22 protein-coding genes are annotated in these 18985 nt (G+C 62.8%); 2 read left to right on the top strand and 20 right to left on the bottom strand.

The genetic code is table 11. The annotated features are described in order from the left end of the window. Position 1: 1 nt before the first annotated feature. From FZE95_RS17110 to pilL2, 5 genes are read right to left on the bottom strand one after another with little or no spacing between them, the layout of a single operon-like run. The gene (locus FZE95_RS17110; protein WP_009876596.1) at positions 2-550 is read right to left on the bottom strand and encodes an integrating conjugative element protein; all 549 of its coding nucleotides are present in this window, start codon (positions 548-550) and stop codon (positions 2-4) included. Continuing rightward, positions 547-1137: a transglycosylase SLT domain-containing protein gene (locus tag FZE95_RS17105; RefSeq protein WP_009876595.1), complete on the bottom strand. Its 591-nt coding sequence runs from the start codon at positions 1135-1137 to the stop codon at positions 547-549. Before FZE95_RS17105 ends, FZE95_RS17110 begins: the two co-directional genes overlap by 4 nt. Next, a complete protein-coding gene (locus tag FZE95_RS17100) occupies positions 1119-1844 on the bottom strand; it encodes a TIGR03759 family integrating conjugative element protein (protein WP_009876594.1) in 726 nt (241 codons plus the stop codon). The genes FZE95_RS17105 and FZE95_RS17100 overlap by 19 nt, the downstream gene beginning before the upstream one ends. 14 nt (positions 1845-1858) lie before the next feature. Next, a complete protein-coding gene (locus FZE95_RS17095; protein ID WP_009876593.1) occupies positions 1859-2509 on the bottom strand; it encodes a hypothetical protein in 651 nt (216 codons plus the stop codon). Continuing rightward, positions 2506-3105, bottom strand: a complete 600-nt coding sequence (gene pilL2 / locus FZE95_RS17090; RefSeq protein WP_020924956.1) for a PFGI-1 class ICE element type IV pilus protein PilL2 — start codon at positions 3103-3105, stop codon at positions 2506-2508. Before pilL2 ends, FZE95_RS17095 begins: the two co-directional genes overlap by 4 nt. 243 nt (positions 3106-3348) lie before the next feature. Between pilL2 and FZE95_RS17085 the strand changes: the two genes are divergently transcribed. Together FZE95_RS17085 and FZE95_RS17080 are read left to right on the top strand one after the other, a co-directional pair. Next, complete coding sequence (locus FZE95_RS17085; protein ID WP_134315833.1) at positions 3349-5112, top strand: ATP-dependent nuclease; 1764 nt, start codon at positions 3349-3351, stop codon at positions 5110-5112. Further along, positions 5099-6913: an ATP-dependent helicase gene (locus tag FZE95_RS17080; RefSeq protein WP_020924957.1), complete on the top strand. Its 1815-nt coding sequence runs from the start codon at positions 5099-5101 to the stop codon at positions 6911-6913. Before FZE95_RS17085 ends, FZE95_RS17080 begins: the two co-directional genes overlap by 14 nt. 66 nt (positions 6914-6979) lie before the next feature. Here the strand turns inward: FZE95_RS17080 and FZE95_RS17075 are convergent, their stop codons facing one another. From FZE95_RS17075 to FZE95_RS17000, 15 genes are all read right to left on the bottom strand, one after another. Continuing rightward, entirely contained in the window at positions 6980-7759 is a 780-nt protein-coding gene (locus tag FZE95_RS17075; protein WP_017514159.1) for a competence protein CoiA, read from the bottom strand. A 138-nt stretch (positions 7760-7897) separates the two neighbouring features. Beyond that, positions 7898-10177: a helicase-related protein gene (locus tag FZE95_RS17070; protein WP_011871444.1), complete on the bottom strand. Its 2280-nt coding sequence runs from the start codon at positions 10175-10177 to the stop codon at positions 7898-7900. A gap of 137 nt (positions 10178-10314) precedes the next feature. Next, complete coding sequence (locus FZE95_RS17065) at positions 10315-10620, bottom strand: hypothetical protein (RefSeq protein ID WP_009876590.1); 306 nt, start codon at positions 10618-10620, stop codon at positions 10315-10317. Between the two features lie 89 nt (positions 10621-10709). Beyond that, on the bottom strand, positions 10710-11030 hold the full coding sequence (locus FZE95_RS17060) for a hypothetical protein (protein WP_009876589.1): 321 nt from the start codon (positions 11028-11030) through the stop codon (positions 10710-10712). A gap of 50 nt (positions 11031-11080) precedes the next feature. After that, complete coding sequence (locus FZE95_RS17055) at positions 11081-12190, bottom strand: DUF6094 domain-containing protein (RefSeq protein ID WP_011871443.1); 1110 nt, start codon at positions 12188-12190, stop codon at positions 11081-11083. A 64-nt stretch (positions 12191-12254) separates the two neighbouring features. Beyond that, positions 12255-12905, bottom strand: coding sequence for a hypothetical protein (locus FZE95_RS17050; protein WP_009876587.1), 651 nt, complete (start codon positions 12903-12905; stop codon positions 12255-12257). 76 nt (positions 12906-12981) lie between these two features. Then, complete coding sequence (locus tag FZE95_RS17045; RefSeq protein ID WP_009876586.1) at positions 12982-13242, bottom strand: hypothetical protein; 261 nt, start codon at positions 13240-13242, stop codon at positions 12982-12984. Between the two features lie 16 nt (positions 13243-13258). After that, the gene (locus FZE95_RS17040) at positions 13259-13666 is read right to left on the bottom strand and encodes a hypothetical protein (RefSeq protein ID WP_009876585.1); all 408 of its coding nucleotides are present in this window, start codon (positions 13664-13666) and stop codon (positions 13259-13261) included. A 104-nt stretch (positions 13667-13770) separates the two neighbouring features. After that, entirely contained in the window at positions 13771-14112 is a 342-nt protein-coding gene (locus tag FZE95_RS17035) for a hypothetical protein (RefSeq protein WP_011871442.1), read from the bottom strand. A gap of 94 nt (positions 14113-14206) precedes the next feature. Beyond that, entirely contained in the window at positions 14207-14896 is a 690-nt protein-coding gene (locus tag FZE95_RS17030; protein ID WP_009876584.1) for a DUF3275 family protein, read from the bottom strand. A 95-nt stretch (positions 14897-14991) separates the two neighbouring features. Then, a complete protein-coding gene (locus tag FZE95_RS17025) occupies positions 14992-15819 on the bottom strand; it encodes a DUF932 domain-containing protein (protein WP_011871441.1) in 828 nt (275 codons plus the stop codon). 152 nt (positions 15820-15971) lie between these two features. Continuing rightward, positions 15972-16901, bottom strand: coding sequence for a DUF3577 domain-containing protein (locus tag FZE95_RS17020; RefSeq protein WP_009876582.1), 930 nt, complete (start codon positions 16899-16901; stop codon positions 15972-15974). Between the two features lie 345 nt (positions 16902-17246). Then, on the bottom strand, positions 17247-17525 hold the full coding sequence (locus FZE95_RS17010; RefSeq protein WP_011871439.1) for a hypothetical protein: 279 nt from the start codon (positions 17523-17525) through the stop codon (positions 17247-17249). 96 nt (positions 17526-17621) lie between these two features. Further along, the gene (locus FZE95_RS17005) at positions 17622-18359 is read right to left on the bottom strand and encodes a DUF5983 family protein (protein ID WP_009876580.1); all 738 of its coding nucleotides are present in this window, start codon (positions 18357-18359) and stop codon (positions 17622-17624) included. Between the two features lie 214 nt (positions 18360-18573). Then, a complete protein-coding gene (locus FZE95_RS17000) occupies positions 18574-18966 on the bottom strand; it encodes a hypothetical protein (protein WP_009876579.1) in 393 nt (130 codons plus the stop codon). Positions 18967-18985 lie beyond the last annotated feature (19 nt).

Here is an 18985-nt window from a genome sequence, read left to right as displayed (position 1 = left end):
TTCATTGCTCGATGCCGGTGGCCGTGACTAGCGCCGGGTAGTGCCGCAGGCCCAAGCGCTCGGCCAAGTCGTCGCCGGACACGGGCGCAAGCGGCACGCCGGACGCCAGTGCGCGCAGCCGCGCCAGGCCTTGCACGGTCTCGACGTTGACCACCAGACCGACCGCGCCGCGCTCGCGCAATGAGGCTGCATGGCGGCGCAACCAGGCCTGGGAAGCCTCGTCGTCGCCCACGACCACGAAGGGACGCAGGCCCGGGGCCTCGATCACCCGCCGCGCGACGGTGCCGGGCGTGAGCTTGGCGCTGCGCACCGGCAACATCGCGGCCTCATCCGCCGGCGTGGCCGGGATCTGAGTCGCAGGGATGGGCGATCGGGCCGGAGTGTTGGCGCGCGGCTGGAGGCTCAGGGCTTCGTAGTACGGCAGCGCCGACGTGCCGCCACGGTCTTCGACCAAGATCAGCGGCTCGCCGGCACGCGAGGCCAGCGGCAGACCCGCCAGCAGCACGAGCAGGCCTTTCGCCGCGAGATGGGCCAGATGGGATTTCGTCATGGGGTGGTCTCCTGGCGCGCGGCGAGGACCGCGGCGGTTGGGCGCGTGCCCTGCACGCGGGCGAGGTGGCGGGAAACGCTCCGCCGGTAGCGGGCTGCGGGCTCGCCCCCCGCGGGGCGGTGGTAGCGGCCGATCGCCAGCAGCCAGTTCTCCCCCGGGATGTGCTGCTCCTTCAGGATCTCGGAGGCGATGGCGAGGTTGCGGTACGGATCGAGCAAGTCGCACGGGCTGGTGAAGCGGTGCTTGTGGTAGCCGAGGTTGATCTGACCCAGGCCCGCGTCGATGCGCGTGTGCGGCGTGGAGCGCATCGCCTGCTGCAAACCGGCGCAGGCGTCGGCGCGGGTCGCATAGCGGCGCGATTGGCCGGCGACGTTGAGGGACCACGGCCACGGGACGATGCGTCCGTTCCGCCGGATGCCGCTCTCCTGCAAGGCCACGGCGTAGAGCACCGTGGAGGGAATGCCCGCACGTTGGGCGGCAAGCTGATAGGCCGGAGGCGGAACCTCCTGGGCATGGACGGCGCAGGCGTACAGGCCAGCAGCGATCACCAGTACGCGAAACCGCGCCGTCAGGGCTGGCGCTGCCATTGGCCGTTCACCTCGCGCACGACCGCGGGCAGATCGCCGGGCAGACCCAGCGACAGCCAGCGGCCGCCGTCGTGGTTGAGCGTGATGGTGCCGCTGCGCACCCGTGTCGGGTCGATCTGTGCGCGCTTGGCCCAGTCGCGGATGCGCGCGTCGTCCTGGCGGCTGCCGACCATGTACAGGTCGAACTCGGTACCTGAGGATTGCAGGCGTTGCACGAGCTGTCCGCAGGCCGCGCAGCCGTCCTTGACGAACACCGCCGTGCGGCCGCCGCCGCGCACTGCGCCGCCGCTGGGTTTGTCGTCAGGCAGGTTCACCCGTTGCATGCCGGGGTTCAGGCGCTGCCAGGCTTCGTCGTAGGCACGTTGATAGGCAAGCAGCTTCTCGACGCGGCGCGCTTCGATTTGCACCTGCAGTTCTGCGTAGCGCCGCCGTTCCTCGTCGGTGCGGGCCTCGATGCCCAGGGCGGACAGAGGGTCCAGGTTAGGCGAATAGATGCCCAGCGGCCCGTCCATCAGCTCGCGGTATAGCGCCCATTCCTGCGGTTGGAGGCCCCAGTCGCCTGCTACCTGGTCGTCCGGGGTTCGGGCGACCAGCGGACGCTCCTGGTTCTGCGCATTGCGGGCCGGGGCGGTGACCGGCTGCTGCGCCCAGGCGGGCAATTGGGCGGATGCCAGCAGGAGCGCGGAAAGGATGATCGACGGATTCATGTGGTGTGCTCCGGTCAGGGAATCGCCACGCGACGGGTCTGGTTGCCGGCCTGGAACACGGCGGTGTTGCCCTCAATCGCCTGTAAGTGCCACGGGCCGAGCGCATCACCTGGCAGCAGCACCTGAAGCTGGTCAGGCGTGAAGTCCGCACTGCTCGGCGCAACGGACACGCTGCGCTGGCCAGCGCGCAATTCGGCGCCGACGACGCGGAACGGCAGCGGCGGCGGTTCGGGCTTGGCGGCGGCCTTGCCCGATGCGCGCGGCTGGGCGGGTGCTGCGGCGCGCGGAACGGGCGCAGCGGTCTGGCGCGCCTTGATCTGCTCGACCTCCGCGCGCAGCGCCTGAAGGTCGTCGGCAGCGGCATAGCCGCTCAGCGTTTTCTCAACCTGGGCAGCGCGTGCTTCCAAGACTTGGCGGGTGTCTTTGAGGTCTGCCGCCGTTGCGACGGCCGAACGCTGCTGGATGGCCTCGATCGACTCGACCAGGCCCGCCGCCCGGGCTTCCAGGCGTTGCAGGCGGGAATCCAGCCGTTCCTGGTCGGCCTGGTCGTTCATGGTCTGGTAGCCCAAGGCTACGAAGACGCTGAGGCCGATCAGCCAGAGCCACAGAAGGCTCTGCACCATCACGACGGCGGCCGGGCGCCGGGCAGACTGTGGGGCGCTCATGGCTGGCCTCCCGAAACCGAAGGCTCCAGCGGGAACGTCTGCACCGCCTCGGCGGCGGGTGGCTCGGATGCGGGTTCGATGACCGCGCTGTCGGCGGGCCGTTCGAAGCAAATCTGCCGTGCGCGATCATCCGCGTGCAGTTCCCAGGCCGGGCCAGCCAGTGTGAGCAGCGCATCGCGCAAGGTCATGGGGCCGAGGTGCAGGTGCGCCGCCGGCAGCGGCAGCGCGTACAGCTCGATTACCGCGTGCGCCGTCTGGCACAGGCTGTAACCGCTGCGCTTGAGCACATGCCGCAGCCCATCGCCGACGGTGGCGCGGGCATCTTCGGGCATGGACACGTCGATGGTCTGCAACAGCAGGTCGCGTTGCGCCGCTCTGGGTGCCAGCTCGACCAGCGTGTAGCGACCGTAGCGCACGACGGGGATGTACTCGGGCGCCTCGGGTTCGGGCGTGGCCAACACTTCCTCGATGGCATCAGGTGCGGGCGGCGCAGTCGTCGTAGCGCAGCCGCCAGCCAGCACCGACCAGAGCAGGCCGAGGACTCCTGCCAGCAGGCGGCGTTCGGGATGGTGAAACCAAGGTGGAGAGGGGCACATAAGCTCGGCGTCCTGAAACAACGAGCCCTCACCATCGCCGCTAAGGCCCGGGGCAGCAGCAAACAATGCGAACCACGCTGCGTCCGATTTGCCGGCAGCGGTCTAGTCGAACAAAAGCGGCCTTGAGGGCGCCGAAACGGAAAAGCTCAGTCGCGGTCGGCGGATGGAGGCCGGCCGCTTGACTGCTACTATTTGTTAAAACACCAGTGGACGGGGGCGTAAATGAGGGTTTCTCGGGTCAGGTTGATCAATTTCGCCAATTTCTCGGATGTTGATGTCGAGACGGGGGAAAGTATCGTCATCGTGGGAGAGAACAAGGTTGGCAAGAGCAATTTCATTCGCGGCCTGCAGTTGATCCTTGATCCGGGCTTGTCTGAACGCGATCGACAACTGGGGCTTGAACATTTCTGGGACGGACTTGGCGAAGACAAGGTTGGTGCGACCATTGAGGTCTCTGTGGATCTAACGGACTTCACAAACGATCCCCGGCTGATGGCTCACCTCAACGATTGCGTGATTGATCCTGGCCCACCCATGGTGGCCCGACTCACCTACCGCTTCCAGCCTAAGGCGGGCCTGGGGCGCGCCCCGGAATCGTTGAAGGACTATGAGTATGTGATCTTCGGTGGCAACGATCCCGAAATGCGTATCGGCGGCGCACTTCGCCGGATGTTGCCAATAGATGTTCAGGTAGCCCTGCGTGACGCTGAGAAGGACCTTGCGAGCTGGCGCAATTCGCCATTGAGGCCACTCATTGAGGATCTTGCCGCGTCGTTGGATGATGACGCCCGTGAGGAGATTCAGAATCAGGTCGACCAAGCACAGCGAGAGCTGGCTGGACACGAGGAAGTGGTAGCGACAGCAGAACGGATCAGCGAACGGCTGATCGCAATCGCCGGGGGGCAACATGCTGTCCCGGTATCGCTCGGACTTGCACCTACACGAGTGGATGCATTGCTGCGTAGCCTTCGGCTGCTTATCGACAACGGTGTTCGCGGTGTCGGCGATGCCAGCCTAGGAACGGCGAATCTGATCTTCCTGGCCTTGAAGAGCCTCGAACTCGACCGTCTCGTCTCCGAGGGGGAGCGCGACCACACATTCTTCGTCGTCGAGGAGCCCGAAGCGCACCTGCATCCGCATGTCCAGCGTCTTGTCTATCGCTACTTTCTCGGCACAAGAGCGGAAGATGAGGACGAAGCCCCTCCACTGACGACAATTCTCACTACTCACTCGCCGCATATCGCAAGCGTTACACCGATTAGGTCCATCGTTCTCCTGCGTCATAACGCAACGGACGGGAAAACCGTCGCGGTTTCGACCGCGAACACACCTTTCACACAGAGGGATGAAGACGACCTCCAGCGCTACATCGACGTCACTCGCGGAGAAATATTATTTTCCCGGGGAGTGATTCTGGTTGAAGGGGACGCCGAGCGCTTCATCATTCCCGCGTTCGCCGACGCCCTCGGGATTCCTTTCGACATACTTGGAATCACTGTGTGCTCGGTCGGGGGGACGAACTTCACTCCTTATGTGAAGCTTTTGGGCCCTAAAGGGCTAAATATTCCACATGTAATTTTGACAGATCGCGACCCGGTCAATGGCAAACCTCCACTAGCCCACAGGCGATTAATTAATCTCTTAAACGAGGTCGATGACGAATATGGTTACGATGACCTGGATATAGATGAGGTGCTCAAATACGCCGCAGAGTTTGGATACTTCGTCAACGAGAGCACGCTGGAATCCGACCTATTTGCCGCCGGAATGACCGAGGCGATGAAGTCGGTAATCGAGCAGGAGTTGCCGCTGAGGCAAGTCACCCGGGACGCATTGCAAGAGTGGGTGGATGATCCGGATCAGGTCGATGAAGACCGGCTGCTGAAGTTGATTGAACGGATTGGCAAGGGGAGATTTGCACAGGCACTTGCGCCGTCGGTGTCTGAGGACGTTTGCCCGGCCTACATTCGCTCTGCGCTGGAGCATATCCGCGATGCCGTCGCGTAACGTCGGTACAGCCTACCTGGCGCAGGCTGCCGAGTTGGCTGGAAATCCAGGGCAGTTGGCAGCTTACAACTCTCAAGGACATTGTGTGGTACTCGCTGGTCCCGGGAGCGGTAAGACCAAGACACTCGTCCTAAAGCTCGCCCGCATCCTGGCCGAAGACGTCGAGGCCCCTCGTGGCGTTGCGTGCATCACTTATAGCCAGGAGTGCGCTCGCGAACTCGCTCGCCGAATTGAAAACTTGGGACTTCAGCAGGCACCTAATCTTTTCATTGGTACGGTCCATGGGTTCTGTCTGCGTCATCTCTTGATGCCGTATGGACGCCTGGCCGGCCTGCCCATATCTTTCCCACTTTCGGTAGCCACTCAACGAGTCAGTGATCGGTTGTTGAAGCAAACTGGAGATGCGCTTTTCGGCCAGAACCATCCGTACAAAGTTATTGACCTCGGGCGGCATCGCCGTTCCGTGCTCAATCGAAATAGCGTCGCTTGGCGTAGCGAGGAGGAACTCGCTGCCTGGGCCGAGGCCTACGAGGCCGCTCTGCGCGACGAGGGGCTGATTGACTACGATGACATGGTTGTCTTCGGCCAGCGTTTGATCGCCGAGCACGACTGGGTACTACCTCTGGTTCAGGCAAAATTCCCCGTGCTCGCGGTGGATGAGTACCAGGATTTAGGCGTGGCACTGCATCGCATCGTCAAACGCCTTGCCTTCGACGGGGGTGTCCGACTTTTCGCTGTCGGGGATGCGGATCAGTCGATATATGGATTTACGGGAGCTGATGGCGCGTTGCTCATGGAATTGGCGGCTCGCAGAGACATTGAGCCTGTCCAGCTTCAATTAAATTACCGTTCTGGTGCAGGGATCGTGACTGCGTCAGAGATGGCGCTTGGAGAAGCCCGAGGCTATCAAGCGAGCGATCCTGCGCGACAAACGACCATCGAATTTGTCCTGCGCCCGGGTGGTATGGCGGACCAGGCTGCGCACGCCGTCGCGCAGATCATTCCGGCGGCCTTAGCCTCCAAGCCGGGACGAACACTGGGCGATATCGCGATCCTATACAAAGACTATCGCGCAGGCGATATCGTGGCTGAAGCTGTGGCAACCGGTGGTCTCGATCACATCCGTGTGGATACCGCAGCACCTTACCGCAAGGTTGCCCTAACAAGTTGGGTAGAAGATTGTGCGGCGTGGTGCGCGGGTGGCTGGCGTGTTGGACGCCCACAATTGCGTGGACTACTCGACCGCTATCGCGCATTTCATCGGGCGAGCTTGGACGATTCACAGGCCAAGCGCGAAGAGCAAGAGCTAACCGCCTTGCTATGGGAGCTGCGTGCTGACCAGCAACCTGCGCGAGAATTTGTTGCTTCGCTGCGCAACGGTGTAGTGGATCATCTGCTGGCGGCTGAATTGGCGCTCGCTGATCAGAAGGAGCAACTGGATCGCATGACGGCAGCGCTCGCTGAAGGCGGTGCACTGGCTTCGCTAGACATCACGAGTTTGGGCGGTCGGGACGGTTCGCCCGATCACCTGAATCTGCTGACACTGCATTCCGCAAAGGGCTGTGAGTACGACGTCGTCATCATGGTTGGACTCGACCTCGGAAATCTGCCGTGGCGCAATGAAACTCCAGAGAAGTTGCGCGAAAGTCGCCGGCTCTTCTATGTGGGACTCACACGTGCTCGCGACGAGGTCCACATGCTGTATTCGGGCTTCGTTGATGGCCGCTATGGCCCTATGCGCTTTGGGCGCTCGCCATTCCTTGATGAGCTGGAGGCGCGAATGCGTGCCGCTGGCATTTGAGTGTGAACCCGGGAATCTGGAGTGTCGGTGCTGCGTCGGCGCATGTCGAGCAACACCACAGTCGAGCTACATCTTTGCAGCCAAGCGATTGGCTGCGAAACGCTCGCGCGCGAGTCTGGCGGCGTTATTCATCGAGTCTAGGTTATCGATACACCATAGACCGTTGATGCAAAGAAAGCGCTCACTAAGCACTGCTTCAAGTATGTTTGGAAGGGTTGCGTTGAAGAATCCGGCACCCTTGACCGTTGGGGCCGGATCTAGCTCAAGCATCGCGACCGGCAGGTCAGAAAGGCACGGGCCGAAGTGGCCGGCCGAAGGGAACTTGCCCCCAAACTCGGTGCGCAGACGCTCCTTTCCCATGCTCTTGGTGAGAGTGCTATATCGCTCCTGCCGCAGCAACCAAAGAGACTTGATGCCCGCCTCGCGGTACCGCTCTTGGCGTTTACGGTAGTCACGGAGCGACTGATACGATCTTTGGATCTCGACAGCCAACCTAACCCCATTGCGCTCACCCCAGACATCAGCCTGCCAGCGACCTGCATCACCCGAACCCGGCATTTCAACCGAGGCACGGAATCCAAGATCTTCAAGCACGCTGCGCACAAGTATCTTGGCCGCCAGGTGCCATTGGCTTTCTTCGGAAGTACTGCACGCACCTCCTAGATGCGCGAAGAAGGGGTACCCATTAGCACTAACCTTGGGAATCGCTGGAGCGTTGCAGCAAGGCATCAGCAGATCACCGACGCAGTACGCCCGTTGCAACTCTTCCCACTGCGCCTGAGACATATGCAGTGCGTTGGCTGCACCAGTACCATCTGCATATGCTGCTTCGATCACCATAGCCATAGTGCCTCCTTGAATCTCGGTATTGTCTGATCAGTTTAGCCTTCCCCGCGCTGGGACCGGGGCGGTGATCGAATCCTCCGAGCAGCAATTTCCTAGAAAAATGCCGGCACCCCCGAAAGGATGCCGGCAGACAGCAGATCACGCAGTTACCAATTGCCGGGCCAATGCGACCTCGACGGAATCACCATCCTGGTTCAGGACATCGAGCCCCGATTCGGGTACATCGCCCGAAGTGGACTGCGAGACCATGATCTTCTTGGCCATCAGCTCCAGGCAGGTCATCTGCGAGGAGCCGGCGTAGCCCAGGTAGATCACGCGCACGGACAGCTTCTGCCCGATACGCCAAGAGCGGCGTGCCGCCTGCTGGAGCGAATACACGTTGTAGCCCGACTGCATGAACACGATCGTCGGAAACTCCAACAGGTCCAATCCCGTCTTGACAAGCTCGGGATTGGTGATGAGCACGTCGATGCCACGGTCCAACTGCTCGGCGATCCAGTCCTCGCGGCGGCTGGCATCCACGCTTGCGCGCAGTACCGCCACTTTGAAGCCTTCCTGCTCCAGCAATACCTTCAACCGGCTAGTCGTGTCGCGCGTGCCGGTATAGACCGTGTAGGCCAGAACCTTGCGGCCCTGTGCTTTCTCTTCCCTGCAGATGTCGATCAGCTCACGCTCCTTGGGGCTGATCTCGAACTCGTTGAACTGAGCCGGGACGAACGCCAAGGTATTGCGTGTGCGCGGATGCACCACGGTCTCCGACCGGAAGCAGCAGTCCGGCCAGGCCAGCAGCACGTTGAGGACCACACCCAGCAAGGTTGTATCGCGTCGCGCCAGAGCCTGTTTCAGCTCCGCGGTCAGCCGACCCGCCAAATCGCGGTAGGCCGCGGCTTGCGCCGTGTCCATCGCGACTTCACGGAACTCCTCGTCATACGGTGGCAGAACGTTGCCGCCGATGTCTCTGAGTTTGAGGAAGATCGTGAACGGCAGGATGCAGCGCAGCACGCCCTTGGGGCCGAAGCCCGGAGCTTTGACCGTTCTGACACTGACTTTCGTGCCTTTCGCGGTCTTGTGCGCCGTCCCGGTGCTCTCGGAATAAATGTCCTTCAGGACACCGTGATCGCGCATGAACGCCATCGCGGCCGAGGTCATGCTGCCGCTCGTGGTCGGGCGATAGCCGTCTTCGATCATCCGCCCGGGAAGGGCTCGGAACAGCAGGTAGAACAGATCGTCGCCGTAGCCGCCCATCAACGTGCCGGTCAGCAGTAAGGTCTTGCGAGCCTTCGCCGCCAGCACGCCCATGGCCTGGCCCTGGGCGCTGCCGCCGTTCTTGTACTCGTGGGCCTCGTCGGCGATGAGCAGGTCGAACGTGCCTTGCGGCAGGTAGCGCTTGATGAACTCGGACGGTTGATAGCCGCCCTCGCCAAAACCGAACTCCATGTTGGCCATCGCACGTTCCATGCGCGTGGCTTGACGGTCGGAAAACACCAGCTCGCCGTTGCCGTCCATGAGGTTGATGAACTCATGGATGTTGTCGCCCAGCATCGACGCCAGGAACCCGTCGCCGAACTTCTGCATCAGCTTCTGCGCGGTGACTTCCCCGATCGTCGGGATGCGCTTCAACGCTTTCAGCACGGCCGAGGACTGGTCGCTGCCGGACAGGCTGCGCGGGCGGATCAATGTCCACAGGGGCGCGGCGCAATGGCTGCACTTCCTGCGGTACTCCTCGGCTTCGAGCGCGACCGGGTTGACCGGCTCGCCGTCGAGGTCGGTGATGACCGTGCCGCAGTCAGGGCACGCTGCCACGTCGCCATGGCGGGTGCGCCGCGTGGTGAAGACAGGCTTCCAGTGGAATCCCATCCGCATCCTGACGCGCCCCAGGACAAAGAACTCCTGGCCCGTGGGCTGCACACCCAACTGCTCGCGCAGCTTGATGAGCTTGACCAGCGTGTCCGGGCCGTTGAGCACCCAGACCTTGGCGCCTGCCACCGTCTCCTGGATCTCGCGCCGCCACTTGTAGACCAGGTGCGGTGGAGAAAGAACCAGGGTACGGCGATAGCCTTCGGCGTTGAGCACGGCGGCTGTGGCGATACCAACGGTCGTTTTGCCGCAACCCATCTCGCCGTTGACGATCGCGGCGTGTTCGCCACGGTCGATCAGCAGCTCGGCGGCGGCATGGACGACTTCGGCTTGGGCTTGGAATAGCTTGCGTTTGAGGCTGGCGACGACGAGTTGACGATGCGCCTGCGGCTGGCCGGTATAGACCGGCGGATTGGCGCTGTTGAGGGCGTCGAGCAGTTCGTCGCCGAACTCGCCGACAAAATCCTGAAGGCTCAGGGTCAGAGGGTTGGATTCCGCGTCGAGCAGTTCGCCCTGTACGGGCGTGGCTTCGGCGGTAGTGTTTTCGAGATCGAGGGACATGGTGATGCTCCAAAGAAAATGGGGCATGCACCACCCCCAAAGGGGCAATGGCCTGCCCCAGGGTGGGAAGATCAATCGGCACACGGCCGACGGTGGATGGAAAACGCAGGCGCTGGCGGCCTGCTGGTGAAATGTGCTTAGTCTTCGGACGGCAGCACGATGGATGTGAGATGGCGTTTCGCATCGGTGACGATGCGAATGCGCAGCGCACGATGAATCACGTAGTGCGATTCCAGCAAAGCACCCGATTGAAGTGCGATGCCGTTGGCTTGCCATTGCCCGTCGCTGACGTCCCCCCAGTCGCCACGGACATGGCGACGGAAGTACGGAATCGGGTCAAGACGACCGGCGCGGACCAGGCGGTCGATACCTTCGCTGAGGATGAGTGCACCTACCGGAAACAGCAGGTCCTGGCAGTAGGTTTCGATGTGTCGGGATGCCATGGATTCCTCCTTGATGGATTCATTGAGCCACGACACCCCTGGCGGAGTGAAGTGGCTCCGTCAGGTGACTGGGATGACGATGGGTGACTTCAGATCATGTCGCGCTCTTCGGGAAGCTGGACAACCGTGGTCTGGTGGTCTTCGCTGGTCTTGACGATCAGAACCAGCTCCGGCGTGATCCGGTAGTAGGAGATCATCAGGTTGTCCTGTTGGAGTGCGACGTCGTTGGCCTTGCGGGTGGCCTTGTCGATCTCGCCCCAGTCACCGCGCACATGGCGCTGGACATAGGTCAAGGGGTCGATCAGGCCTTTGCGGGCCAACCAATGCACCTTCTCGCTCAACTTCAGCGAGCCCGGTGCGAACAACGGTTGCTTCTGCGGCGCGGGCCGCTTGAACAGATTTGGGAACATGGTGTTTCTCCTTCGATGTGGTACAGCAGGACAGCAGCGCGTCCGGTGGATTAACGAATGGTCAAGACGTCGCCCCGTGTCGGGGAGCCAGGCGTCATGTCCCACGCGCGGATGACAGGTACGAACTTGTCGGTGAGGATGCGGGTCTCGGCGATGGAGCCGTCTTCGCGTTCGGTGAATTCCCGCTGGAGCGTCTTGTCCTTGTGGGTGTCACCTTTGACGACGAGCACGCGCCCCGTCTTGGAGCGCACAACCCCCGAGATCGCGCCTGCGGCCAGAGCCAGGGCGAGATGCCAGTGGGACAAGGCCCGCGCCGGTGGACGCAGCGACTGCTGCGCGGCCCCCAGGTGCGTGTCCTGCGACGGCCAGAGGCCTTGCAGCCTGCCAACCTCGTCGGCGAACTGCTCGGGCTCCATCGTCACGCGGAAGAAATGCTCCGGCTCGGCCGGACTGGCGGGGACGATGTACGGCAGGAACGGCCATTCGCTCGGCAGTTCGTCAGCTTCGATCTCGCCTTGCCCAACCTGCAGCAGCAGATTGCGCACGGCCTTGACGCCATCCGAGGCCTGCTCGCGCTGGCGCACCCGCCGGCCGAAGATCACAACTTGCTTGAACTGCGTCTCCACCGCTCGGTAGATGCGCAGGTCGGTGTAGTGGCGCGTCAGCCAGCCGACCAGCTCCGCGTCGAGCACGTAGCCGGGGACGATGAAGACCAGCACGCCGCCGTATTGCAGCAACGACAAACTGCGCTGGTAGAACAGTTTTTCGAGGCGGGCACGACCCTGGCCCTGATAGCCGATGTTGCCGTTGACGTCCTTGGACAGGTCGCCATACGGCGGGTTGAGCCAGAGCAGTCCGAACGACTGCTTGGAGACCATCGTGTCCATCAGGTCCGCGTGCAGGCAGTGATCGACCAGGCCGCGGGCATGGCGTGCCCGCTCCGCGTCGAACTCAACGGCGAACGCCTTGGCCTGCTCGCGCCCGAGGGCGTGGGCGGCTTCGGCGATCGCTACGCCTTCGCCGGCGCAGGGATCGAGGATGCACATCGGCCCGTCGCTGGGCATCAGTGCGTTGAGGGCTCTTTCGAGCGTGGGTTCATCAGTCGGGAAATACCCGTTCTTCACGAAATTGCGGGCAAGCCGCGGGAACATGAGGGCCATGGAAGTCTCCTGGTTGGCGGGGATGAAAGACGGAAGCACACCAAGGCGTGCCTCCGAGGGTGGGTCAGGCCGCTACCACTTCCGGCGTCCAGATCTTGGCCGGGTATGGATAGGCGGTGAGCACGTCACTGCGGATCAGGGAGCCCAGCGCCAGGGTCAGCGTCGGCACGTCGATGGCGAGCCGATGGCCTTCCAGCGGCCCGAGGGCGAACGGAAGGCGGCCCAGCATCTCGCGGCTTTGCAGCAGTTCCAGCACGGTCTCGCGCCAGTGGTCGAGCAGCGGCAACGGGCACGTGTCCCGCACCAGCGTCCACAGGCGGTCGAGCCGGTGGGCGCTGTCGCGTGGCAGCAATGCCAGCGCGCTGGCGTTGGCCTTGTCGGGCTTGACGCAGCGCCGGTCGAACAGCCACACGTTGGACAGCGAACCGAACAGCGTTCGCCGGTAGGCGCGCGTGATGCGCTTTTCCAGGCGATCGACGTTGCCGATGAACACCGGGACGCTGCCGCCTTGGTCGGTGATGACGTGAAACTGGTCCAGTCCCTGCTCGTCGCGCCCAAGGGTCAGGCGAGCGAGGAACTGCTGGACGGCGGTGTCCCGCGCCCAGATCGACAGGAAGATCAGGTTGCCCTGGTCGTCGCCGACGCAGGCGTCGGCCATCACATCCGGGCATTCGTCGATGCGGTACAGCGTGGTGGAAGAAGTGTGTGCGGGCATGGTGGTGTCCTCGGATGAACGGGAACAGCACCGCCCGCTGGGGCAAGTGCTGCCCCTGGGGGTGGAAGAAAACCGCTCAGTCCGGCTCGAACTGCCGGGTGTGCGGGTTGAAGTGAAGCACCTCGTCCACCGCGGTGATCGGCGTGAAGCCGTCCAGGTAGATGTTGTTGAGGTACTGGTCGCGGTAGGTCAGTGCCTGCCGCGCCTGTTTCTCGGTGAGGCCGTTGCTGATGAAGTACTCCAGCATCTCCTCGTCGGAGGACACTTCGTCGTTGGACAAACTCCCTTCAACGAGCGCCAGCAGCGAGGGGGAGAGCGCAGCGAGGATCAGGTCCATGTCGGTTCCTCCTGGCTCAGACCATCAGCGTTGCGGCGGGTGCCGTGACAGCCGTGGGTGTGCGTCGCCGAGCGTGGTAGGCGCGAACGCCTGCACGCCATTCGGCAGACTGCTCCGGTGCAAGGTCCAGATAGGACAGCGGGCACGAGTAGTAGTACGGGTGCATGGACTCGTCCAGCGGCTTGTAACCCCACTGGCCGCCGCTGCGTTCAAGCAGATCGCAGCGGATGTAGCGCAGGGATTGGCCCGGCGCGAGATCACGATGTACGCCTTCGACCTTGGCCGTCACTTCCGCGACAGACCAGAGGACGTTGCCGCGCAGCGCGTGGGCGATGACCTTGACGCTGGCGCGCTCGGTCTCTTGCGGTGCGATCAGTTCCGCGATCAGTTCAGACCGCGATTGGGGTGAGAAATACCAGCCCATGAGAGGCCTCCTGGAAAAGTAGAGCCGGAGGCCTCCCCACGGGGAGGGCCTCCCGGCGGGTGATGAAAAGCCGCAGGTGCGGCGAAGGAACCTATGCTTTGCCCTTAGTCCCAGTCGTCATCGTCGCGATCACAACCGGCCGGGCAGTAGCCGAACTCGATCCCATGCGAGCAATAGCCATGCTCCGCATTCCAGTCCTGGGCTTCCTGCCGCTCGGCGGGTGTTGCGTAGTCCCATTCGTGGGCTGCGATTTCCAGGGCCTGAGCTCGCTGGCTTTCCGGCAACCGACTAGCTTGCGCGTCGATCTCCGAACTGAAAAGCGTGACCCAATGATCCCAGGACAGGCCGCAACCACGCTGGGCGTGCTCGGCGGCTGTCTTGCAAACAGCTCGCCATGCGGATTCATCCAGCGCGGAACGGGGTACATCGAAAGCGATGGTGGACATGATGGAGACCTCCAGAAAATGGCCGAGGCCTCCCCCGCAGGGGGAAGGAACCCCGGCGGGTGGATGAAGAACACCGCGGATGCGGCGTCTGCGATCACGCAGGTTGCAGTTCGGCCTGACGGCTCCACTCCTGCGTCTTGAAGTCCAACGCAAAACCCAGTTCGCCCAGGCGGGCGATCTGCGCGCGCAGGGCGCGGCGGTCGATGGTCGAATCCAATTTCACGGACTCGCCCAGCGGCCACAGCAGACCGAACAGAGCGGCGTCGCCATCTTCGGTGCTGCCGGGGGCAGCCGCCGCAGCGGGCGTCGGCGCATCCACACCGAAGGGCGTGGTATCGACCAGAGGATCCGCCGACGCCTGCACGGGTGCGTGCTTGGCGGGCGTGGAGGCCTTGGCAGACTTGGCCGGCGTTGCTGCAGGCTGCGTCCCCAGCTCTTCATCGAGTGGATCGACGTCCTGGGTGGCGAAGCTTCGGGCTTCGTCGCGGCTCAGTTTGTCGATTCCGTTGAGCGTCATTCCGTCCAGGTTGGCGCGGATCTCGAACCGCATGCCGTCGCCGACCGGATAGGACTTCGGGAAGATGTAGCGGATGATGAATTCCCCGTCGTATTTTCCTTCGGGGTACTGCTCCAGCTCCGCATCCTTGACCGCGAACTTGCCGATGGGGGTGACAAGGCGGCCGACGGTGAACGGGCCGTTCTTGCCGCGTATGGTGCGCAGCGTGAGCTGGCCCGGAACAATGATGGGCGATACCGATTGCTCGGGCGCCGATGTGGTTGCCATGTTGGTTCTCCTGATGACGAATAGCGGGCCGCCGACGGCGCCCGGTGGATGAGAGGAAATGGACCTCACCCGAGCTGGGCGAGGTCCGCTTGGCATCACGCCTTGAGCTGGCGCATGCCTTCGGCCAGCAGCCACAACGCCCGGTTCAGGCGCAGGTTCTGGTCGATTCCTTGCACCGGACGGGTGCGTTGATTGCGGCCATTGGCCGAGCGTCCATTCAGTCCCCCTTTGACGAGGTTCTCCTGGACGCGGTTGAAGACGGCCCACAGGTCGTTCTTGCGGTCGTCCCAGCGCCTGGGCGCCAGAAGTTGGCTCTCCGTGACAGGGGTGGACTTGGCCGGGTCGTCGTACTTGAGTGCGAGCGCGGAATTCGCAAAGATTTCCGCTTCGCCCTCATCGAGGGTGATGGTGCGCATCGCATCGCGCGCGTCCTGCACGCGCTCGAAGCCTTCGAGAACCTCGTAGGCACCTTCGATCACCTGGCTTGCCACGTCGCCCTTGTGAGGAACGCGGATGTCGGCGGTGGTGTCACCGCAGACCAGGCCGTTGTGGCAGACGAACCGGAACATGCCGGCAAGCATCTGGTAGCTGCTCGTGCCGTCGTGGCTGTTGAGCAGGATGATCTCGTTCGCCTCGTCGCCGTTGATCTGGCTTGCATGGCGAAGTCGGATGAGATGCTTGGTGTACTCGCGCCGATCCTCGTTGCGCACGCGCGTCTGGCACACCATGAAGGGCTCGAAACCCTCCTGGCGCAACCTGGTCAGCACGACCGAGGTCGGTATGTAGGCATACCGATCGGACCGGCTCCCATGCGGAGCGTCGGCAAAGATCGAGGGAACAACGGCACGAATACGGTCGTCCGAGAGTGGGCGATCGGAGCGCAGGATCGGGGATTGCGGAGCAAAACGGGATGCCAGAGACATGGCTGATCTCCTTTGAGAAATGCGGTAACCGCGCGGTCGTGTGACCACGCGGGACTCGGGGGATGAAAAGACGCAAGCACCTTTGGCGTCTTGGGGACGCGGCGGATGCTAGGGAGGAGAAGCGACAAGGCCCCATGAGGGGCCATGCCGGATCAAAACGAAGCGACCAAGGCCGGCTCCTGCTCCTCGACTTCACCCTCGGGCTCGCGCTCGGCGGACTCGACGGGTAGGTCGGAAACGGCGTCGGCGGCAGTGTCGATGGCGTTGTCGGCTTCGGGCGCGGGTGCGTCCTCCACCGTTGGCGCCTCGGCTTGCGCCTGGCTCATCGGATAGACCTGGGTGCCATCGATCTTGATCAGACCGATGTGGATCAGCGTCGACTCCAGGCTTGCGGCCGGTGCCCCAGCGTGCTCGCCCTTGGTACGGATGTACGGATCGATCTTCATGTCGTTGAGACGGAAGGCGATCAGCACCTTGCGATCCCCTTCGATGGCCTGCACGCATCGGCGAACCAGATGCTCGGCCCCGAGGGTGGCGACGATCGTGTCGAAGTACCGATATTCCGGTTCATCGACAGGTCCGGCCAATGCGGCGATGGAGCATGACAGGAACGGATCGCCATCCTTGGGGGTGACGTCCTTCGGACGGTTGAGGTAGCCGATGCCACGGGTAATCAGCTCGTGCTGCTCGATTGAAGCCAGTTCGGCCCGCTCGATCGGCTCGGCCTTGAGCAGTCGCGCCTTGAGGGACGCGGCGGCCTTGCCCTGGTTTTCGCCCTTGTCGCGGATGTACGCATCGCCCCAAAGGTCGCCGAGGCGGAAGCGCACCAGCGGGCGCTGCTTGGAATCGTCAACGCCGATGTAGCGCTGAACGAGCTTCTTGGCCTCGGCACCCGAGACCTTGACATCGAAGTAGCGGTAGCTGGGGTCCCTGGCGGGGCCGACCAATGCGGCGATGGTGCATGCCAGGAAGGGCTGCGCACGGCGGCCGCCCCTGACGGGCACTTCACGGACACGCTGGATGTAGCCGATGCCCGATGTGTGGAGGTCGAAATACGATTTCTCGTTGGACGTGGTGTTCATGGTGAATCTCCATTGGGAAAAGCGGAGACACACCGAGCCCACGCATGCGGGGAAAGGTGCGTAACCCCGCGGTGGGTTGATAAGGCGAAAGCATCCACCACCAGAGACTGGTGGCCGCTCGCGTATGGATGCGGTGCGAGCTGGCTCGGTCACGCAGTGGAAACTGCGCCGCAACCTCGAAGACCGATGATTGCCTGGCATGTCGCTGACAACGTCAGCAGGCATGGGGTCAGCATGGGCGGCCCTTGCGCGCGCGGCAGCAATCAATTGGCATCCGGGTGTTTCCCTTTGTCCACGCAGCCCGGTTCAGCGCAAGAAAAAGCCCCTCGAAAGGGGCTGGAGATGTCAGGCTTCGTACACGAAATAGTGTTCGCGCTGACGTGGGAAGAACACGTGTTTCCACGTGTCGCCGGTTGTATTGCCACCGTCAAACACGACCATTTCGTAGTCGTCAATGTCGGTGTCCATCAGATCGGCGCTGTCGATATGGCGCATGTGCAGCGTGCCGCTCATGCGCTCGAACACCAGAATCTGGCCGATGGCGTCGTTCTGGCTCATGGCGTTAACGCAGGCTCCAAGCTGATTCTCGAAGTCAGGCGTAGGCGAGATGAGATCGGGGAACATGAGATTGCTCCTATGGAATTGAACCGGCCCAGCTCCTGGTGGGAGGCGGGCTGGCATGTGGGGGATAAAGGGGAAGGCTTGCGCGTCGCGCGTCTGCTAGATCTCGGCCAGTGGCAGGCCCAGTAGCGCGGGTGCGTCAGCGTCTAGGATGAGGATGCGCACATCGGCCTGGCCGGCCAATTCAAGAATGTTCGCCAGGTCGTCAGGCATGCCCTTGTCCCGGTGTTCCTGCCGAAGCTGCTCCGCACTGATGCCCTCGGCATACTCCAGGTTCTTGTCTGTCCAGGGCGTGGAAATCAGCTTGACGCCGATCGCTGGGCTGTATGGAACCCGGAAGGCGATGAACAGAAAGGCCTCCGGTGTCGCAAGGTCCGCTAGGCTGGCCAGGTACTGGCCGGTTTCCTGGCTGATGTGCGCGCTGCTGATTTCCCAGCATCGGCTGTAATAGCCGGTCTCGAAACCCAACCGCTGCACCACGTCTCGCGCGGCCTCGGCCGAATAGGTATCACCGACGTGGACCGGGCGACCGTCCAGGTCGTCGCCATGGATGGCATAAACCACCGCACCCACCACGCCTTCGCCGCTGACGCCTTCAATGGCATCGCATTCGGCCATCAGTTCGGCACTGACAGGCACAGTGCCATTCCTGACCACCGCGAAGTCGCTGGTGACGATGCAGGGGGAAGAAACCAGCTCCTCGTCGGAGAGGTGCTGTTGGCTCGCGTGGATGTTTCGCCACACATGCGGGCTTCCGTCTTCGTAGCTGATGCACAGCGTTCGGACGATTTTCAGATTCCAGTAGCCGCGTACAAAGGGGTTGGGATTCTGGGTCATAGGATTTCTCCAGATTGAATAATGGAGCCAATCCCCGCCACCGGGAACTGGACCCCGGTGGGTTGAAAGTCGAAAAAGCGTCAGGCGGCACTGATCGATGGCTTTGGGCCAATCCGCGCTGGCTGACGGAGGGAAAATTGAGGGACATGGCCTGGTGGGCGCATGTCCCTCATGGGGTGGCGAACGACAAGGTGGTGATATTCCGGAAGCCGGCTCACCAACCGCTGTAGTTCACCAGCAGGTCGGCGATGACCTTGCGGCGTTGCAGATCGAGACCGTCGAAGTCCGACAGTCCTTGGAAGTGGCAGCGTTTGAGCATGGCACCGCCCTCGCGCGCGTTGTAGAAGCTGAACATGGCGGACAGGAACATGCGTTCTCCGCTGCTCAGGACGCCGAGAGCGTCGTTGGCACGCAGCATGTCGGGACGCAGATCCCACTTGCTCTTGGCCTGGTTCAGGCCTTCGCGTGTGCCGTCGCCAAACCATTGCGGGCCAGCGATCTCGACACCGCGCTTCCAGGCCTCGAAGAAGGCTTGGGGCGCGGCGGCGAAATGCTGCTCTTCCCGCATGATCTGATCGACGACTTCCTGTGGCAAAAGCTGGTTCATGACGTGATTCCTCCAGTTG

It is taken from the genome of Pseudomonas profundi, assembly GCF_008638305.1.
Classification (GTDB): domain Bacteria; phylum Pseudomonadota; class Gammaproteobacteria; order Pseudomonadales; family Pseudomonadaceae; genus Halopseudomonas; species Halopseudomonas profundi.
This window is presented reverse-complemented; position numbering and strand designations above follow the sequence as displayed.

What these genes read in the sequence shown, in the direction of transcription:
- FZE95_RS17005 (WP_009876580.1), bottom strand. Translation starts at nt 18,359, where the DNA reads ATGACCCAGAATCCCAACCCCTTTGTACGCGGCTACTGGAATCTGAAA.
- FZE95_RS17110 (WP_009876596.1), bottom strand. Translation starts at nt 550, where the DNA reads ATGACGAAATCCCATCTGGCCCATCTCGCGGCGAAAGGCCTGCTCGTG.
- FZE95_RS17075 (WP_017514159.1), bottom strand. Translation starts at nt 7,759, where the DNA reads ATGGCTATGGTGATCGAAGCAGCATATGCAGATGGTACTGGTGCAGCC.
- FZE95_RS17010 (WP_011871439.1), bottom strand. Translation starts at nt 17,525, where the DNA reads ATGTTCCCCGATCTCATCTCGCCTACGCCTGACTTCGAGAATCAGCTT.
- FZE95_RS17050 (WP_009876587.1), bottom strand. Translation starts at nt 12,905, where the DNA reads ATGCCCGCACACACTTCTTCCACCACGCTGTACCGCATCGACGAATGC.
- FZE95_RS17095 (WP_009876593.1), bottom strand. Translation starts at nt 2,509, where the DNA reads ATGAGCGCCCCACAGTCTGCCCGGCGCCCGGCCGCCGTCGTGATGGTG.
- FZE95_RS17000 (WP_009876579.1), bottom strand. Translation starts at nt 18,966, where the DNA reads ATGAACCAGCTTTTGCCACAGGAAGTCGTCGATCAGATCATGCGGGAA.
- FZE95_RS17065 (WP_009876590.1), bottom strand. Translation starts at nt 10,620, where the DNA reads ATGGCATCCCGACACATCGAAACCTACTGCCAGGACCTGCTGTTTCCG.
- FZE95_RS17055 (WP_011871443.1), bottom strand. Translation starts at nt 12,190, where the DNA reads ATGGCCCTCATGTTCCCGCGGCTTGCCCGCAATTTCGTGAAGAACGGG.
- pilL2 (WP_020924956.1), bottom strand. Translation starts at nt 3,105, where the DNA reads ATGTGCCCCTCTCCACCTTGGTTTCACCATCCCGAACGCCGCCTGCTG.
- FZE95_RS17100 (WP_009876594.1), bottom strand. Translation starts at nt 1,844, where the DNA reads ATGAATCCGTCGATCATCCTTTCCGCGCTCCTGCTGGCATCCGCCCAA.
- FZE95_RS17035 (WP_011871442.1), bottom strand. Translation starts at nt 14,112, where the DNA reads ATGTCCACCATCGCTTTCGATGTACCCCGTTCCGCGCTGGATGAATCC.
- FZE95_RS17040 (WP_009876585.1), bottom strand. Translation starts at nt 13,666, where the DNA reads ATGGGCTGGTATTTCTCACCCCAATCGCGGTCTGAACTGATCGCGGAA.
- FZE95_RS17105 (WP_009876595.1), bottom strand. Translation starts at nt 1,137, where the DNA reads ATGGCAGCGCCAGCCCTGACGGCGCGGTTTCGCGTACTGGTGATCGCT.
- FZE95_RS17025 (WP_011871441.1), bottom strand. Translation starts at nt 15,819, where the DNA reads ATGTCTCTGGCATCCCGTTTTGCTCCGCAATCCCCGATCCTGCGCTCC.
- FZE95_RS17045 (WP_009876586.1), bottom strand. Translation starts at nt 13,242, where the DNA reads ATGGACCTGATCCTCGCTGCGCTCTCCCCCTCGCTGCTGGCGCTCGTT.
- FZE95_RS17020 (WP_009876582.1), bottom strand. Translation starts at nt 16,901, where the DNA reads ATGAACACCACGTCCAACGAGAAATCGTATTTCGACCTCCACACATCG.
- FZE95_RS17070 (WP_011871444.1), bottom strand. Translation starts at nt 10,177, where the DNA reads ATGTCCCTCGATCTCGAAAACACTACCGCCGAAGCCACGCCCGTACAG.
- FZE95_RS17080 (WP_020924957.1), top strand. Translation starts at nt 5,099, where the DNA reads ATGCCGTCGCGTAACGTCGGTACAGCCTACCTGGCGCAGGCTGCCGAG.
- FZE95_RS17030 (WP_009876584.1), bottom strand. Translation starts at nt 14,896, where the DNA reads ATGGCAACCACATCGGCGCCCGAGCAATCGGTATCGCCCATCATTGTT.
- FZE95_RS17060 (WP_009876589.1), bottom strand. Translation starts at nt 11,030, where the DNA reads ATGTTCCCAAATCTGTTCAAGCGGCCCGCGCCGCAGAAGCAACCGTTG.